The organism is Peptoniphilus obesi ph1, assembly GCF_000311865.1.
GTDB classification, from domain to species: Bacteria; Bacillota; Clostridia; order Tissierellales; family Peptoniphilaceae; genus Peptoniphilus_E; species Peptoniphilus_E obesi.
This window is the reverse complement of record NZ_HE978583.1, coordinates 105,103-121,251: the sequence shown is the minus strand read 5'-3', so window position 1 is coordinate 121,251 and position 16,149 is coordinate 105,103. Positions and strand designations below refer to the sequence as shown.

At 31.3% G+C, this 16,149-nt stretch carries 17 protein-coding genes, 1 tRNA gene and 1 other RNA gene; 16 read left to right on the top strand and 3 right to left on the bottom strand.

The annotated features are described in order from the left end of the window. Positions 1 to 21: 21 nt before the first annotated feature. From HGPB_RS08520 to pepF, 5 genes are all read left to right on the top strand, one after another. Complete coding sequence (locus HGPB_RS08520; protein WP_081578490.1) at positions 22 to 1,158, top strand: ABC transporter permease; 1,137 nt, start codon at positions 22 to 24, stop codon at positions 1,156 to 1,158. A gap of 63 nt (positions 1,159 to 1,221) precedes the next feature. Then, complete coding sequence (gene murA, locus HGPB_RS08255; protein WP_019133219.1) at positions 1,222 to 2,478, top strand: UDP-N-acetylglucosamine 1-carboxyvinyltransferase; 1,257 nt, start codon at positions 1,222 to 1,224, stop codon at positions 2,476 to 2,478. Positions 2,479 to 2,626: 148 nt separating this feature from the next. Continuing rightward, entirely contained in the window at positions 2,627 to 3,973 is a 1,347-nt protein-coding gene (locus HGPB_RS08250) for a TrkH family potassium uptake protein (protein ID WP_019133218.1), read from the top strand. A gap of 7 nt (positions 3,974 to 3,980) precedes the next feature. Then, the gene (locus tag HGPB_RS08245) at positions 3,981 to 4,634 is read left to right on the top strand and encodes a potassium channel family protein (protein WP_019133217.1); all 654 of its coding nucleotides are present in this window, start codon (positions 3,981 to 3,983) and stop codon (positions 4,632 to 4,634) included. 25 nt (positions 4,635 to 4,659) lie between these two features. Further along, positions 4,660 to 6,462: an oligoendopeptidase F gene (gene pepF, locus HGPB_RS08240; RefSeq protein WP_019133216.1), complete on the top strand. Its 1,803-nt coding sequence runs from the start codon at positions 4,660 to 4,662 to the stop codon at positions 6,460 to 6,462. 116 nt (positions 6,463 to 6,578) lie between these two features. Here pepF and rd read toward each other — a convergent pair whose 3' ends face one another. Next, positions 6,579 to 6,743: a rubredoxin gene (gene rd, locus HGPB_RS08725; protein WP_019133215.1), complete on the bottom strand. Its 165-nt coding sequence runs from the start codon at positions 6,741 to 6,743 to the stop codon at positions 6,579 to 6,581. 132 nt (positions 6,744 to 6,875) lie between these two features. Here rd and HGPB_RS08235 point away from each other — a divergent pair, with 132 nt between their 5' ends. The 6 genes from HGPB_RS08235 to HGPB_RS08210 all read left to right on the top strand — a co-directional run bounded on the left by HGPB_RS08235 (position 6,876) and on the right by HGPB_RS08210 (position 10,657). Continuing rightward, the gene (locus HGPB_RS08235) at positions 6,876 to 7,268 is read left to right on the top strand and encodes an ATP-binding protein (RefSeq protein ID WP_019133214.1); all 393 of its coding nucleotides are present in this window, start codon (positions 6,876 to 6,878) and stop codon (positions 7,266 to 7,268) included. A 103-nt stretch (positions 7,269 to 7,371) separates the two neighbouring features. Further along, the gene (locus HGPB_RS08230) at positions 7,372 to 8,625 is read left to right on the top strand and encodes a putative DNA modification/repair radical SAM protein (protein WP_019133213.1); all 1,254 of its coding nucleotides are present in this window, start codon (positions 7,372 to 7,374) and stop codon (positions 8,623 to 8,625) included. Continuing rightward, positions 8,609 to 9,358: a TIGR03915 family putative DNA repair protein gene (locus HGPB_RS08225; RefSeq protein WP_019133212.1), complete on the top strand. Its 750-nt coding sequence runs from the start codon at positions 8,609 to 8,611 to the stop codon at positions 9,356 to 9,358. Before HGPB_RS08230 ends, HGPB_RS08225 begins: the two co-directional genes overlap by 17 nt. Then, entirely contained in the window at positions 9,336 to 9,899 is a 564-nt protein-coding gene (gene rbr, locus HGPB_RS08220) for a rubrerythrin (protein WP_019133211.1), read from the top strand. The genes HGPB_RS08225 and rbr overlap by 23 nt, the downstream gene beginning before the upstream one ends. Positions 9,900 to 10,027: 128 nt before the next feature. Beyond that, positions 10,028 to 10,360, top strand: a complete 333-nt coding sequence (locus HGPB_RS08215; RefSeq protein ID WP_019133210.1) for a cupin domain-containing protein — start codon at positions 10,028 to 10,030, stop codon at positions 10,358 to 10,360. Between the two features lie 123 nt (positions 10,361 to 10,483). Continuing rightward, positions 10,484 to 10,657: a hypothetical protein gene (locus HGPB_RS08210; RefSeq protein WP_019133209.1), complete on the top strand. Its 174-nt coding sequence runs from the start codon at positions 10,484 to 10,486 to the stop codon at positions 10,655 to 10,657. Between the two features lie 115 nt (positions 10,658 to 10,772). On the opposite strand, the gene HGPB_RS08205 is transcribed toward HGPB_RS08210, so the two are convergent. Beyond that, a tRNA-Pro gene (locus HGPB_RS08205) sits at positions 10,773 to 10,849 on the bottom strand. Between the two features lie 188 nt (positions 10,850 to 11,037). Between HGPB_RS08205 and HGPB_RS08200 the strand changes: the two genes are divergently transcribed. The 3 genes from HGPB_RS08200 to ssrA all read left to right on the top strand — a co-directional run bounded on the left by HGPB_RS08200 (position 11,038) and on the right by ssrA (position 12,638). Beyond that, positions 11,038 to 11,676 (top strand): HAD family hydrolase, encoded by a 639-nt coding sequence (locus tag HGPB_RS08200; RefSeq protein WP_019133208.1) that lies wholly within the window; start codon positions 11,038 to 11,040, stop codon positions 11,674 to 11,676. Continuing rightward, a complete protein-coding gene (locus HGPB_RS08195) occupies positions 11,673 to 12,266 on the top strand; it encodes a VanZ family protein (protein WP_019133207.1) in 594 nt (197 codons plus the stop codon). The genes HGPB_RS08200 and HGPB_RS08195 overlap by 4 nt, the downstream gene beginning before the upstream one ends. A gap of 28 nt (positions 12,267 to 12,294) precedes the next feature. After that, positions 12,295 to 12,638, top strand: a transfer-messenger RNA (tmRNA) gene (gene ssrA, locus HGPB_RS08720). Between the two features lie 540 nt (positions 12,639 to 13,178). Here the strand turns inward: ssrA and murI are convergent. Then, on the bottom strand, positions 13,179 to 14,009 hold the full coding sequence (murI, locus tag HGPB_RS08190; protein ID WP_019133206.1) for a glutamate racemase: 831 nt from the start codon (positions 14,007 to 14,009) through the stop codon (positions 13,179 to 13,181). 204 nt (positions 14,010 to 14,213) lie between these two features. Here murI and HGPB_RS08185 point away from each other — a divergent pair, with 204 nt between their 5' ends. Then, positions 14,214 to 15,929 carry a proline--tRNA ligase gene (locus tag HGPB_RS08185; protein ID WP_019133205.1) on the top strand — a complete coding sequence of 572 codons (1,716 nt, stop codon included), beginning with the start codon at positions 14,214 to 14,216 and terminating at the stop codon, positions 15,927 to 15,929. Positions 15,930 to 15,937: 8 nt separating this feature from the next. Further along, positions 15,938 to 16,147, top strand: a complete 210-nt coding sequence (locus HGPB_RS08180; protein WP_019133204.1) for a YdbC family protein — start codon at positions 15,938 to 15,940, stop codon at positions 16,145 to 16,147. Positions 16,148 to 16,149: the final 2 nt, after the last annotated feature.

Genomic DNA, 16,149 nt, shown 5'->3' with positions numbered 1-16,149 from the left:
ATAAGTCCAATATGGAATAAAATGAGCTTTTTGCACAAGGTAACTGCTAGAAACTTATTTAGATACAAGGGCAGGATGATAATGACAGTTATCGGAGTTATGGGCTGCATGTCGCTATTAATTTTAGGCTTTGGACTAAAGAGATCTATAAATGGAATTGAACTTATCCAATATGAAAGCCTGCAAAAATATAATTTAGCAGTATCCTATGACCAAGAAATAGATCCAGAAGCCTATGAATCTTATAGGCAAGATGTAGATAGTTTAAAAATCGATTATGGAAAATTTTATCAAGAAAATTTCAAGGTTAAATTTCCAGCTATAGACCAAGACTTAACTTTAATAATTCCAGAAGATGACAAAGAATTATCTGACTACTTCCTTTTAAGAGATAGAAAGACCAAGGAAAAAATTGATCTTCCAAAAAGAGGAGCAGTGATAACAGCAAAACTTGCAGAATTAAAAGATTTAAAAGTTGGAGATAGCATAGAAATCATAGACATAGAAGATAAAATCCACACAGTTGAGATAGCAGCAATATGTGAAATGTGTAATGGTCATTATTTATTTATGAATAAAGATTATTATGAAAAATTGTTTGGTTATGAATTTAATAGCAATACAGACTTTATGAAATTAAACTTAGATAAGTCAGACAGACAAAAATTAGCTGCAAAGTTCACAGAAAATAAGGCGGTACTTTCAAGTTTTGATACTGAAAATGCAAAAAATATAATGAATAAATTTATGTATTCGATATCAAAAATTGAGCTAATAGTAATCGTTGCTTCAAGCACGCTAGCAGTTGTAGTTTTATATAGCTTAACTAATATAAATATTGAAGAAAGGAAAAGAGAGCTATCAACAATAAAAGTTCTCGGATTCTATCCAAAAGAAATGACCATGTATGTGTATAGAGAATCCTTTGTTTTGACCTTGCTGGGAATATTAATCGGGATCTTCGTAGGATCAATACTCCACCACAGTGTTTTAAAAATTGTAGAACCAAATGTCATGATGTTTGATCCATCAATAGGGATAGAAACTTTTATCATAGCAGGTCTTATAACATTTGTTGTCAGCCTTTTAGTTATGGTAATATTCCATAAGAAACTAAAAAACATTGATATGATAGAGTCATTAAAATCAAATGAGTAAATCTTTATATGAAGATGGTTTCATATGATATAATATTAGTATTAATACGCACGGAGGTATGTTTTGGAAAAAATTATAGTAAAAAAGAGTCCTGCACTTGTTGGATCTGTCAGGGTTAGCGGTGCGAAAAATGCCGCACTTCCAATACTGGCCGCATCTATATTGGGTACAGAAGATATATTTTTAGAAGATGTACCAGAACTAAAAGATGTTGAAATTATTATTGAAGTCTTAGAAAGTCTAGGTTGCAAAATTGAAAAACTAGGCAAAAATAACTTAAAAATTAATTCAAAAAATTTAAATAATACAGAGACTGATTACCAGTTAATGAACAAAATGAGAGCGTCATTCTTGGTTATGGGACCATTATTAGCTAGAATGGGAGAGACAAGCACATCTTTTCCTGGAGGATGTAATATTGGATCAAGACCAATAGATCTTCACCTAAAAGGCTTTGAAGCCCTTGGAGCAAAGATTGATATGAATGAGGATGTCATAGTAGCTTCATGTGATGAACTTGTTGGAGCAAATATATATTTAGACTTTCCATCAGTTGGGGCGACTGAAAATATAATCATGGCTGCTACAACTGCAAAGGGAGAAACAATTATTGATAATGCAGCTAAGGAACCTGAAATAGTAGACCTTGCAAACTTTTTAAATAAAATGGGAGCAAAGGTTATGGGTGCTGGAACATCAACAATACAAATAAAGGGTGTAGAAAAACTAAGAGGTTGTTCTCATCAAATTATACCTGATAGGATAGAAGCTGGAACTTTTATGGTAGCAGCAGCTATTAGCGATGGAGATATAGAAGTTGAAAATGTGATATCTTCTCATATGAGACCAATAATAGCCAAACTAATTGAATCAGGTGCAAAAGTTATAGAAGACGATGATAAGATTAGGGTAATTGGTTGTAAAGAAAAAAAGGCAATAAATATAAAAACCCTGCCTTATCCAGGATTTCCAACAGATATGCAAGCTCAATTCTTAGCCTTGATGACCCAACTTGAAGGAGAAAGTCATGCAATCGAAACTGTTTTTGAAAACAGGTTTATGCATGTAAATGAACTAAAGAGAATGGGAGCAAATATAGAAATTGATGACAGAGATGCAGCAGTATTTGGGGCAAGTAAGCTCCACGGAGCAGAAGTTAGGGCAACTGATCTAAGAGCAGGAGCAGCCTTGATACTTGCAGGAATTGTTGCAGAAGGCGAAACAATTATTTCTGATATTTATCATATCGACAGAGGATATGAAGATATAGAAGAAAAATTTAGAAGCCTTGGAGCAAATATTGAAAGAATAAATTTATAAGAAAATGAAAGACTTAAGTTTAAAAACTTAGGTCTTTTTTATTTCATAAAATTTTATATAAATGCTCTTTTTATTTTGACAATTACAAGTCTTGGTTATAAAATCTAGCTAGAAAAATTATAAAAATAAAATATAAGATAGGTAGAAAATGGAAAATAATTCAATAAATAAAATCTACAATAAAATAAGTTCAAATCCTCCACTTGTGCTGGCCTTAGCTTTTGCACTTTTAATTACTCTTGGAGGACTTCTTTTGTCTTTGCCATTTGTCAGCAAAAGTGGTCAAGCAACAAGTCTATTTGATTCATTTTTCACAGCCTCAAGTGCATCATGTGTAACAGGGCTCACAACTGTAAATACGGCTGGACATTGGAATCTATATGGACAAATTATAATTATTTTTCTAATTCAAATTGGTGGACTGGGAGTCATGAGTTTTGCATCGCTTATTCCACTAATATTAGGAGAAAAATTTGGCTTAAAATCTAGGCAAATATTAAGAGAACAGTTTAATATAAAAAATTTGAATGGGATTATTAGACTTTTTAGGTATGTTTTAATCTTTACTTTTAGTGTAGAACTAATAGGAGCCTTGATCTTGTCTATATCTTTTATTCCAAAATTTGGTATAAAAACTGGAATCTGGTATTCAGTCTTTCACTCAATATCAGCCTTTTGTAATGCAGGATTTGATATACTTGGCGACTCAATAATTTTATACAAGGATGACTTTATAATAAATATATGTCTAGAACTTTTAACAATTATTGGGGGTCTTGGATTTATAGTAACCGGTGAACTGTATTATAAAAGAGACTTAAAAAAAATCTCAACTCATTCAAAAATAGTTTTAATAGTGACTGGCCTATTAATTCTACTTGGAACTTTAGGATTTTTTATATTAGAAAAAAGTGGCGGAGTCTTGGCGGACCAAAGTTTGGGAAGTTCAATACTTCAATCAAGTTTTCAATCTGTTGTTGCAAGGACATCTGGATTTTCATCTGTGGATCTTTCAAAAATAAAAGATTCAACGGCCCTTCTTTTAATGACCCTTATGTTTATAGGAGGATCTCCAGGTTCAACAGCTGGTGGAATAAAGACAACAACCTTTGCGGTCTTAATTCTATCAACTGTATCCATAGTAAAGGGAGAAAGAGAAACAATAGTTTTTGATAGACATATTGATGACCAAGTTGTAAAAAAAGCCTTGGCAATTTTTACTATAAGTATATCTATAGTCATGCTACTAACCTTCACTTTAAGTATAAGCGAAAACTTTAAGACCATAGATATATTATTTGAAACAGTTTCTGCTCTTGCAACAGTAGGCACAAGCAAGGGAATAACTTCAGATTTTTCAAACTTGGGAAAAATTTTAATCACAATTTGTATGTATATAGGTAGGCTGGGACCAATAACGATGGGCTATGCCTTTGGAATGAAAGCAAAAGATAGGCTGCTTAGGTATCCTGAATGCTTTATTAATATAGGATAGGAGAATTATGAAGAAAAATGTTATTGTACTAGGTCTTGGAAGATTTGGTACTGCAGTTGCAAAAAAACTCTATGAAAAAAATGTAGAAGTTATGGCTGTTGATATAAACTATAATAAGGTACAAAAAATAGCAGACAACGTTACAAGTGCTGTCCAAGCAGATATGACAGATGAGGAAGCTATGGAAGAGCTTGGAATATCAAATTTTGATGTGGCAGTTATAGGAACAGGAACCAATCTGGAAGCTTCAATAGAAGCAAGCTTAATATGTAAAGATGCAGGAGTCCAAACAATTATAGCCAAGGCAACAAGTGAAACCCATGCGAGGATTTTAGAAAAAATCGGCGTAGATAAAATTACTTATCCAGAACTTGATACAGGAAACAGACTTGCCAATATAATTTCTGGGTCAAACATACTTGAAATGCTAAAATTTTCTAGTGAATTTACCCTAGTGGAATTAAAGGCAAGAAAAAAATGGATAGGAAAAAGTTTAAGAGATTTAGACTTAAGAGATAAATATGAGGTCAATGTAGTGGCATTTAAAAGAGATGATCAGATAATTTTTACTCCAGGACCTGATGAAAAAATTCAAGAAGATGATAATCTACTTATAATTGCAAAAACTGAAAATCTTTCAGAATTAGAAGATAAAGATTGATAAGTAAAAAAGAAAGGAAAGTGCTATGAAAAAAAGAAGCGAAATATCTAAAAAAGAAAAATGGGCAATAGAAGACTTATATGCAGATGATCCTAGTTTTTATAAAGATCTAGAAAGATTAAAAAATTTGGCAGATGATTTTTTAAAAAACTATAAAAATATAGGAAACGAAGAAGAATTATTAGCGTCTCTAGATGCTTATTCTGATATAATACATCTTTCAGGAGACCTTCAAACTTTTGCAGAAATAACAAAAGAAGTTGATGCAACAGACCAAAATCCAGTAAAAAGAGAAGCTAATCTATTAAATGCTTTATCAAATATCTGGGCAGAACTTTCTTTTTATATGCTAGAAATTTCAAAACTAGATCCAGAAATTTTAGAAAAAGCAGCAAAAGATAGGCCAGAATATAAATACTTTTTAAAAAGAATAAAAGACCAAGCTAAATACAAATTAGATCAAGGCCAAGAAAGCCTACTTGCAAAACTTGCTCCTAGCCTAGATGCAGCTTATCAAAACTATAACGATACAAGATACGGAGATATGTCTTTTGAAAACTTTGACTACCAAGGCCAAGAAATCAACCTAAACCACAATACCTTCGAAGAATATCTTGAACTTGACCCAAGAACAGAAGTTAGAAGAGAAGCCTTTAAAAGATACCACGACACTTTAAGAAAATATGAAAACACAACAGCTTCCATCTACAACAATCAAATAACAAATGAAAAAAGAATATCAGACATAAGAGGCTATAAATCAGTATTCCACTATTTATTAGATAGGCAAGATGTGGATTTTGATATATATGAAAATCACATAGACCTTATTATGAAAGAACTAGCTCCACACATGAGAAAATATGCAAATATTATCAAAAGACACTACGGACTGGACAAGATGACTTATGCAGATTTAAAACTAGGAATAGATTTAGATTTTGAACCAGAAGTCAGCATAGAAGAAGCAAGAGACCAAATAGTAAAAGGACTTTCTCCACTAGGAAAAGACTATACTGATATGATAAAAAAAGCCTTTGATGAAAACTGGATTGACTATGCACAAAACATAGGCAAGAGAACTGGAGCCTTTTGTTCAAGTCCATACGGATCTCATCCATTTATAATGACAACTTATAACAATAAGATGAGCCAAGTTATGACCCTATCTCATGAACTAGGTCATGCTGGACAAGGAATACTATCAAATGCAAATCAAAAAGCTTTAAACGCAGAAATGAGCATGTATTTTGTAGAAGCTCCTTCAACTGCAAATGAAATAACAATGGAAAGATTTTTACTAAAAAATGCAAAATCTAAAAGAGAAAAACTTTGGGTACTAACAACAATGATTAGCAAAACTTACTACCACAACTTTGTAACCCACTTCCTAGAAGCGGCTTTCCAAAGAGAAGTTTATAGAAGAGTTGATAAGAAAGAAAGCTTGACAGCAGAAGAATTAAATCAAATATTTAATGATAAACTAAAAGAATTTTGGTCTGATTCAGTAAAACTTGTTCCTGGTTCTGAACTAACTTGGATGAGACAACCTCACTACTATATGGGACTTTACTCATTTACCTACCAAGCAGGCCTTACAATTGGAACAATGATTTCTGATAAACTTGTAAATGGCACAGAAGCAGATAGAGATAAATGGCTAGAAGTTTTAAAACTAGGTGGATCTATGGGACCAATAGAACTTTCAAAAGCAGCAGGACTTGATATGTCTAGCACAAAACCACTTTCAGACACAATAGCCTTTATAGGATCAATAATAGATGAAATAGATAAATTATTAGAAGAATTAAATATGTATAAAAACTAAAATATAAGGGCTAGATAACTAGCCCTTTTTTATACTCAAATTAAATTTTATAAATAGTTTTCAAATAAAAAAGACAAAGCTAAAAATAATAGCCTTGTCTTTTTAAAATTATTTAATTATTCTTCAACTTCTTCAAATTCAGATTTGCTAGCTCCACAAACTGGACATTCCCAATCTTCTGGAAGATCTGCAAAAGCAGTTCCAGCGTCAATTCCGCCGTCTTCATCGCCCACGCTAGGATCATATATATAACCGCAAACTGTACATTCGAATTTTTTCATTAATAAAAAACTCCTTTCATATATTAAGTTAATAATTTTTTACCTAAATTGTAAAATTTAATTGTCATATTAGATTATATAAAAGTTTAGCTATTAATTCAAAGGGTAATTATAAATTGAGGAAGTGAATATATGTCTACTACATTTGAGTACGAAGGAAAAGTTAAAAGTGATTTAAACCAGCTTAAAAGTTTTCTTGAAAATGCAGTACTTGATTTAAAAAAATATATTTGCGATGAAGATACTATGTTTGATCTGAAATTAATATTAGATGAATTAATGGTTAATAGTTTGTTCCACGGCAATAAGAAGGATTCTAAAAAAGACATTTCTTTATCAATTCGTATAAAAGATGAAAACGTGATAATAGATATTGAAGACGAAGGCAATGGAGTAGACTTTGACTTTGATAATTACGATTTTACAAGTAGATCATCGAGCGGTAGAGGGCTAATACTTGTAAAAGCTCTTACAGATAGCCTGACATTTGATAAAAATAGGGTAACTGCAGTAAAAAAAATATAATTACATATTGATAATCAAAGATTTCCTTACTTTGACTGGTTACAAATAAACGTATGTTTACAAAACATACGTTTATTTGCTATAATCATAAAAGGTGATGGAATTGGAATTAATCGACAAATTAGCCATATTAACAGATGCTGCAAAATATGATGCCTCTTGTTCATCAAGCAACTCAAACAGGAAAAATAAAGACGGCATAGGAAATGGTCATATGAGTGGGATATGTCATTCTTGGAGCGAAGACGGAAGATGTATATCACTTTTAAAAATCCTATATACAAACAAGTGCATATATAATTGTGATTATTGTATAAATAGGGCCCAAAATGATGTAAAAAGAGAAGAATTTACACCAGAAGAAGTTGCCTATTTAACCATAAATTTTTACAAGAGAAATTATATAGAAGGACTTTTTCTATCAAGTGGCGTAATAAAATCTCCAGATTACACAATGGAAAAATTAATTGAAGTAGCAAAAATTCTTAGAAATAAAGAAAAGTTCTACGGCTATATACATATGAAATCAATACCAGGAGCCTCATCTGAATTAGTAAAAGAATTAGGAGAACTTGTCGATAGATTATCCATAAATATAGAGCTTCCAACAGCAAATTCATTAACAGCCTTGGCACCACAAAAGTCATATCAAAAAATTTTCCAACCCATGAAATTTGTATCAGACCAGCTTGTAATAAACAAGGAAGAAAGAAAAAAATTCAAATCAGCACCCAAATTTGTAACAGCAGGACAAACCACACAAATGATAATCGGAGCTAGTGGAGAAAATGATTTGGCAATTATGAACAGGGCACAAAGTTTGTACGATAATTTTACTATGAAAAGAGTTTATTATTCAGCCTATATACCAGTAAATTCTGCCCAGCTTAGCCAAAAATTAAAAAATCCACCCCTACTTAGGGAGCATAGGATATACCAAGCAGACTTTCTGCTTAGATTTTATGGATTTAAAACTGGTCAACTCCTAAATGATGACCAACCAAACTTTGATTTAAAAATGGATCCTAAGATGAATTGGGCAATAAACCACATAAATCTTTTTCCTATAGAAATAAATAGGGCAAGCTATGAAGAACTGTTGTTGATTCCAGGCTTTGGCAGGACTTATGCAAGAAGAATTATAAAAGCAAGATCCTACGCCGCTTTAAAATATGACGACTTAAAAACACTAAAAATTTCTACCAAAAGAGCTAAAAACTTTATAACTGTCATGGGAGCCTATAGGGGAGATAAATTTACAAGCGTTGACACTCTAAGATACTTAATGACAGAAGATAAATTTAAAAAGCCACAACAAATAAGTTTTTTCGGTGATGAAAATGAAATACTTGTATGATGGAACTTATGAAGGCTTTTTAAGCACAGTCTTCGATGCTTACAAAGTAATAGAAGATATAGAAATTAAGAAAAAGACAGACCAGATTAATTTTTTTGAAGATTGCATATTAACAAAAACAGACCTAGACAAGGCAAAAAGAGTAGAACTTGCCATGGAAGAAAAAATATCCAGAAGATTTTCAGATAGTGTGTTTTTATGCTTTAGCTCCAGACAAGAAAATCCAGAAACTAGCATAGCAAGAGTCATAAAATTAGTTTTTACAAAAGGGCTTAAAGTATTGAGCAGTCCAAATCCAGATTGCAAAAAATTTATGGCAATGATTAAAAATGTATATTCAGAAAACCATAAATACAAGGGTCTACTTAGGTTTAAAAAACTAGAAAATCAAATTCTCTTTGCTATAATTGAGCCAGAAAATGATATCTTAGAAATTTTACTGGGTCATTTTGCAAAAAGACTCATGAATGAAAAATTTATAATCTATGATAAAAACAGAAAAAAAGCTGGCTTTTATGCAAATAAAGAGTGCAGGATATATAAGGTTGATAATCTAAATATCGAATATGACCAAGATGAGGACTTTCTTGAGGACGCTTGGATAAGATTTTACAATTGTGTTAAAATAGAGAACAGAGATAACAAAAAATTGATGGCAGCTAACATGCCTAAAAGATATTGGAGATATTTGCCAGAAAGGGGTAATAAAAATGGGATCATTAAAGGGAACTAAAACAGCAGTAAACCTATTAACTTCATTTGCAGGGGAATCGCAAGCAAATGCAAGATACACTTACTATGCAGCTAAGGCTAGATCAGATAAATACATTCAAATTGCTAATATTTTTGAAGAAACAGCAAGAAACGAACTAGCTCATGCTAAGAGACTTTATAAATTCTTAGTAAAAGATTTAGACGGAGAAGAACTAGCAATAGATGGATCATATCCAATCCACTTAGGTGACACTCTTTCAAACCTAAAAGCATCAGCTGCTGGAGAAAATGGAGAACATGAAAGTATGTATCCTGAATTTGCAAAAGTTGCAAAAGAAGAAGGATTTGATGAAATAGCTTCAGTTGAAAAACACCATGAAGCAAGATTTTTAAAATTAGCTAAAAACTTTGAAGAAGGAAAACTATTCAAAAAAGATAATATTGTACTTTGGAAATGTAACAACTGCGGATATATTTATGAAGGAAAAGAAGCTCCAGAAATATGTCCAGCATGTGATCATCCACAAGGATTCTTCGAAGTATTTAAGGAATTATATTAATTAGACAATTTAATAAGAGAAAATGAGCAGCCTTTGAGCTGCTTTTTCTTTTGCCTAAAATTAGCCAATAAAAGCAAACTATTCTTAAATATGATTTGGGTATAAATAAGATAACAAAGGAGGTCAATATGGAAAATATATTAAAAGGACAAGTAATTGAATTAAAAGAACAAATCGACTACATAGAAAATAAGGTAAATGAAATATACTTAAAAGATACAGACCATGTAAAATTAATTTTAATATCCTTTGATGAAAATACTGCCCTTGATCCACATGGATCCCCAGGAGATGCCCTGATTATCCCATTAGAAGGAGAAGGCTATGCAGTAAATGAAGGTGAAGATGTAAAACATAAAATTTATCCAGGCAAGCAATTTGTATTTAAAAAAGGAGTAGTCCACCACGTAGAAGCAGTAACAAAATTTAAGATGCTTGTGGTTTTACCAGTGGAAGAATAAATAAAAAAAGATAAGATTATAAGAAGTTCGCTCTTGGCGGACTTTTTTTATACAAGAATAATAGAAGAGTAATATTTATAAAAAATTAAAACATATTTGAAATTAGCAAGTAGATAGATAAAAATGAAAGAAATTGAAAATTTAGAAAATAAATACATTGAAAGATTTGGAAGTATGTTTCCAAACATCGACATATCTGAAGAATATGAAAAAGAAATAATATTAGAATGTTTGAAACAAGGAAAAGATGCCTATGAATTAGGATACTTCACTTTAGATCCAAACATTTTATATTGATACAATACTAAGGGTAAGTTTTTATTAAAAAAATATTTTTAGAAAATAGAATTTTCAAGATAAGAATTTTTAAAATGGGCAAAAAAATAACCATCTAAAAAGATGGTTAAAATAATGGTCGGGGTGAGAGGATTTGAACCCCCGGCCCCATGGTCCCAAACCACGTGCGCTACCAAACTGCGCTACACCCCGACGAACTACTTTACTAGTATACAAGATTTTTTTAAAAAATGCAAGTAATTTTTTATTTATTTTTTACACTAAAAGAATTATAACAAAATATAATTATAAATACAAGTTCAATTTATAGAAATTGAATTCTAAAAAATTGACTTATAAAATTTGCACTTGTATAATATTTTAAAGAAATGAGGTATTAGGTGAAAGGAATAATATTTGATTTAGATGGAACCCTGATCGATTCCATGACAATGTATAGAAGCTTATCTAAAAATTATTTAAGAAAATTTGATATAGAATTAGATGAAGATGTTGCTCACAAATTAACGGTGATGGATCTTGCAACCAGCATAAATTATTTGATTGATTATTATGATTTAAAAAAAGATCCAATAGAGGTCTACAATGACTACCAAGAGATGATAATTGATTTTTACTCAAACAGAGTTGAATTTAAAGAAGCTGCAGAAGAAACACTTAAGCACTATATAGAAAAAGGCTATACTCTAGCACTCGGCACAGCGACTCAAAGACATCTCTTAGCCCATGTATTTAAAAGGCTGGAACTAGAAAAATATTTTGATTACATTCAATCTGTTGAAGATATAGAAATATCAAAATCCAAGAGAGAATTTTTTGATATCTTGGCTCAAAAAATGGGCGTAGAAAATCAAGAAATTATGGTCTATGATGATGCACCCTACGCTCTAGTCGCTGCAAAAGAGGCTGGCATGCAAACGACAGCAGTCTATGATGTAACTGCAGGAAAAGCTTGGGAAGATATGAAAGCAAAAAATGATTATCATATAAAATCCTTTAAAGAAGTCTTGAACAAATGAGACAAATTTTATTCTTTTTGCCAAGAGTAATATTTGTCTTTATCTTTAGCTTTATCATTTTCTCTTTAATAAGGACTCGGTTTTTTAAAGAATATAAATATAAATCAAACTCAAAAAGAGAATTTGTATATTCTCTATTTGCAGGATACGCCTCTGCACTCAGCCTAATATTATTTATGCCAAATGCCTACTTATCAAATAAGGGAATAGAATTGTCATCAAACAATTTCGATTTTATAGGAGATTTTAAGGAAAGAATCCACCAAGGCAATTGGGGAGTAAATATAGTTCCTTTTAGAACCATAAAGAATTATATAAATTATTCCGCTTCTTTTCATATATTCTCTAATATAATTGGCAATATCTTAATATTTATTCCACTAGCTTATATGCTAATTTACCTCTATAAACCTTTGAGAAATTTAAAAAAATTTATGATAACACTTACACTAATTTCATTTTTTATAGAATTTTTTCAATTTTTCATGGGCAGGTCAGTAGATATAGATGATATTATTTTAAATCTTTTGGGTGGATTAATAGCTTACTTAATATTTAATCTAAAAAGTCATTTTGACCAAAAAGACTAAATGTTATATAATGTTTAAATAGACTCGTGGGGATGAAACTGGCTTCGACGGGGATTTGGAGCCTTCAGCAGCGAGCAGTTGTGAGAAGCAACTTAAAAAGTCTCAAAAAAATTAAGCGAAAACGAAAATTACGCTCTAGCAGCCTAAGCGCTGCTCATCTTATGTTAGAGGCCCACGGCTAATAATAAGGTGTCAAATTAGTGGGAAACAAAGTTCTGTAAGTCATCATAGCAGGATGGGTATTTATGATGATATAGTTTAAATATCGTGACAATTCGAGATTTAAACCGAATTTAAAAAATATGTCTGCGCTCGGAGAGGCTGATTGTGAAGAGTTTTCGGACACGGGTTCGACTCCCGTCATCTCCACCATAAATTGTTAGATTCCATAGAATTTATTTTAAACAAATAGATTTTATGGAATTTTTTTATTCTGAACTATAAAGGCTAATAAATATGAAAAGCTTCTAGATGGAAAAAAGATAAGCTTTTTTATATAATTTACTTAATAAATTTTGATAAGGGATTAGATATTTGTATAAATTTTATTTTTAAACAGGAGAGAAAAACAAATGAATTATAAAAGAGAAAGCTTGCCAAATTTTAGATATTCTCTGCACGATGCCAGCCTAAATAAAATATAAATTTGGGCAAATAAAAAGAGAAGTGGTATTTAAACCATTTCTCTTTTTTGATTATAATGGAAAATATAAGTAGAAATTTCATAAAAAAGAGCTGTTAAAATCTTGCCTTTTGAAAAAATAAAAACATTTAGTTGTTTAAGATAATTTATAGCTTATAATTAAAAAAAATTAAAAATGATTATTTAAAATAAGATTTTTTATAAAAGAAATTTAAAAATTGAAATAAAAATAAATTTGGGCAAATAAAAAAGCCTTGACTAATCAAGACTTAAATATCGAATATATTATCAACATAAACCCTGCTTGCCTTTATTTTATCTTTGGCAAGTATTGAATGTTCATGAATTAACTTTTCAAACCTTTTTGGATCAGAAGTTGTAAAAAATTTTACTCTACCTTCATTTTCTTCATCATTAAAGGCATTCATTTCCTTTAAAGTATCCATCAATTCTAAAGCAGTATTGTGAGCGGGGTCTACTAAAAATACATCCTTTTCTTCTTCTTTAAATATTTTTTTGAAGTTTGCTCTTGCTAAAGGATAGTGGGTACAACCAAAAATCAAAGTATCATAATCAAAGTCACCGAACTCATCTAAATAATTTTTTATAACAGCCTTGCCAACTTCATCAAAGGCATGTCCGTTTTCAATATTTAAAACAAGGTCGGAACAAGCGACTGCTTGAACTTCTATATCAGGGTTTAATTTTTTTATAAATTTATTATAAAGGCCACTATGCACAGTTGCATCAGTAGCAACAAGAGCAATTTTATTGTTTCTTGTAACAGTAACAGCATCGCGACTACCGGGTCTTACAACATCTATAATAGGAAAATCATAAGAATCTCTTAGATTATCAATGGCACAAGAAGAAACTGTATTGCAGGCAATTACAACTGCCTTTAAATTTTCACGAGAAATAAATTCAATACATTCTTTAGAGTGTTTTTTTATATCATCAATTGGCCTGATTCCATAGGGCATTCTTATTGTATCTCCAATATAAACGTAGTTTTCGTGTGGGAGTAACTTAAGAAGTTTGTTGAGAACGCTGATTCCACCAACTCCACTGTCAAAAATTCCAATGGATCTGTTATCCATTTATACTACTCTCCCTTCATTTTTATATCCGAAATAACATTTTATCACAAAGATTCAATAATTTTAAGATATTTTATCAGAACTTGCTAATATTATTGTTATAATAGTACAGAATATATTATACTATATTGTAAAAGTCTTGAAAGCTACAAGTCTTAAATATATAATATTATTGCTAATTGTAAAAAATAAATGGAGGGAAAAATGAGACTAACTCAATTATACATGCCAACTTTAAAAGACGATCCTCAAGATGCAGAGATACAATCTCATGCACTTCTTGTTAGAGGAGCTTTTATAAGAAAATCGGCAAGTGGAATTTATAGCTATTTACCTCTTGGATACAGAATAGTTAGAAAAATTGAAAACATAGTTAGACAAGAGATGGATAGGGCAGGTTCACAAGAAATTCTTATGTCTGCAATTCAACCAAGAGAAATTTGGGAAGCAACAGGCAGATGGGAAAGATTTGGACCTGAAATGTTTAAACTCAAAGATAGAAATGATAGAGAGTTTTGTCTTGGACCCACAGCGGAAGAGTATTTTACAACATTAATAAAAGACGAAGTAAAATCATATAAGCAATTACCATTAAACCTATATCAAATACAAACAAAATACAGAGATGAAAAAAGACCTAGATTTGGAATAAATAGAACTAGGGAATTTTCAATGAAAGATGCCTACTCATTTGACAGAGATCCTGAAGGATTAGAAAAATCCTACATGATAATGTATAGAGCTTATGAAAAAATATTTGATAGGCTTGAACTTGATTATAAAATTGTTGAAGGTGACAATGGTTCTATGGGTGGACACAAGAGCCATGAATTTATTGCACTTTCAGAAGTGGGCGAAGGCGAAATAGCATATTCAGAAAATGGTAAATATGCAGCGACTGTTGAAAAAGCACCAGTAGATTACCCTGTTGGGGAAAAAGAAGAAGAAAAAGAACTAGAAGAAGTTAAGACACCAAATTGCAAAACAATAGAAGAAGTTTCAACTTATCTAGAAGAAGATAAGGCAAAATGTCTAAAAGCAATTGATCTTATGGCAAATGGAGAAAAAGTTGTAGTATTTATACCTGGAGATAGGGAATTAAATATGGCAAAACTTGAATCCTACCTAATGCTACCAGACCATCAAATTGAAATGATGTCAGATGAAGAAATTATATCTATAGGATCAGCTCCAGGCTTTACTGGACCAAAAGGCCTAGAAGATGTAAGAATAATACTTGACAAATCAGTAACAAAACTTCAAAATTTAGTAATCGGTGCTAACAAAGAATCTAGTCACTATATAAATGCAAACTACAAAAGAGACTTTGACGGAGAAATAGCAGAAGATCTTCTACTAGTAAAAGAAGAAGACACAATTCCAGGCACAAATGACCTATACCACTTTGCAAGAGGTATAGAAGTTGGAAATATTTTCCAATTAGGGACAAAATATGCTGAAGGACTACATGCAAACTACCTAGATGAAAATGGAAAAGAACAAGTAATTTGGATGGGTTCATATGGAGTTGGAGTAACAAGATGTGTATCAGCAATTGCAGAGCAATACCTAGATGAAAAAGGAATTGCTTGGCCAATGGTAGTTGCACCATACCACGCTATTGTCACAGTATTAAAAGCAAACGATAAATCTCAAGCTGAACTTGGAGAAAAAATCTACCAAGACCTTATAGACCAAGGTTTTGAAGTTTTAATAGATGATAGAAAAGATAGACCAGGAGTTAAATTTAACGATAGAGACCTAATCGGTATTCCAGTAAGAATAACAGTTGGAAGAAGAGCAGAAGAAGATATAGTTGAATACTCCCTAAGAAGTGATCTAGATAATAAAGAAGAAATATCATCACAAGAAGCCTTAGACAAGGCAAGTCAATATATAAAAGAACACTTAAACAAATAGGTGGTATAATGGCAGATATAAAATATGAAATAGTAAAAGAAATTGCTGTTTTATCAGAAAAAGCATCAGGCTGGACCAAGGAAATAAATCTTGTATCTTGGAACGGAAGAGATGCAAAATATGACATAAGAGAATGGGCTCCAGGACACGAAAGAATGTCAAAGGGAATAACCCTAACAGAAGAAGAAATGAATATAATCTTAGAAGCCTTAAAATAAGA

Coding starts and splice junctions, on each gene's coding strand:
- HGPB_RS08250 (WP_019133218.1), top strand. CDS start 2,627: ATGGAAAATAATTCAATAAATAAAATCTACAATAAAATAAGTTCAAAT.
- HGPB_RS08180 (WP_019133204.1), top strand. CDS start 15,938: ATGGCAGATATAAAATATGAAATAGTAAAAGAAATTGCTGTTTTATCA.
- HGPB_RS08195 (WP_019133207.1), top strand. CDS start 11,673: ATGAGACAAATTTTATTCTTTTTGCCAAGAGTAATATTTGTCTTTATC.
- rbr (WP_019133211.1), top strand. CDS start 9,336: ATGGGATCATTAAAGGGAACTAAAACAGCAGTAAACCTATTAACTTCA.
- HGPB_RS08245 (WP_019133217.1), top strand. CDS start 3,981: ATGAAGAAAAATGTTATTGTACTAGGTCTTGGAAGATTTGGTACTGCA.
- murI (WP_019133206.1), bottom strand. CDS start 14,009: ATGGATAACAGATCCATTGGAATTTTTGACAGTGGAGTTGGTGGAATC.
- HGPB_RS08210 (WP_019133209.1), top strand. CDS start 10,484: ATGAAAGAAATTGAAAATTTAGAAAATAAATACATTGAAAGATTTGGA.
- HGPB_RS08185 (WP_019133205.1), top strand. CDS start 14,214: ATGAGACTAACTCAATTATACATGCCAACTTTAAAAGACGATCCTCAA.
- HGPB_RS08215 (WP_019133210.1), top strand. CDS start 10,028: ATGGAAAATATATTAAAAGGACAAGTAATTGAATTAAAAGAACAAATC.
- pepF (WP_019133216.1), top strand. CDS start 4,660: ATGAAAAAAAGAAGCGAAATATCTAAAAAAGAAAAATGGGCAATAGAA.
- HGPB_RS08235 (WP_019133214.1), top strand. CDS start 6,876: ATGTCTACTACATTTGAGTACGAAGGAAAAGTTAAAAGTGATTTAAAC.
- HGPB_RS08520 (WP_081578490.1), top strand. CDS start 22: ATGAGCTTTTTGCACAAGGTAACTGCTAGAAACTTATTTAGATACAAG.
- HGPB_RS08225 (WP_019133212.1), top strand. CDS start 8,609: ATGAAATACTTGTATGATGGAACTTATGAAGGCTTTTTAAGCACAGTC.
- rd (WP_019133215.1), bottom strand. CDS start 6,743: ATGAAAAAATTCGAATGTACAGTTTGCGGTTATATATATGATCCTAGC.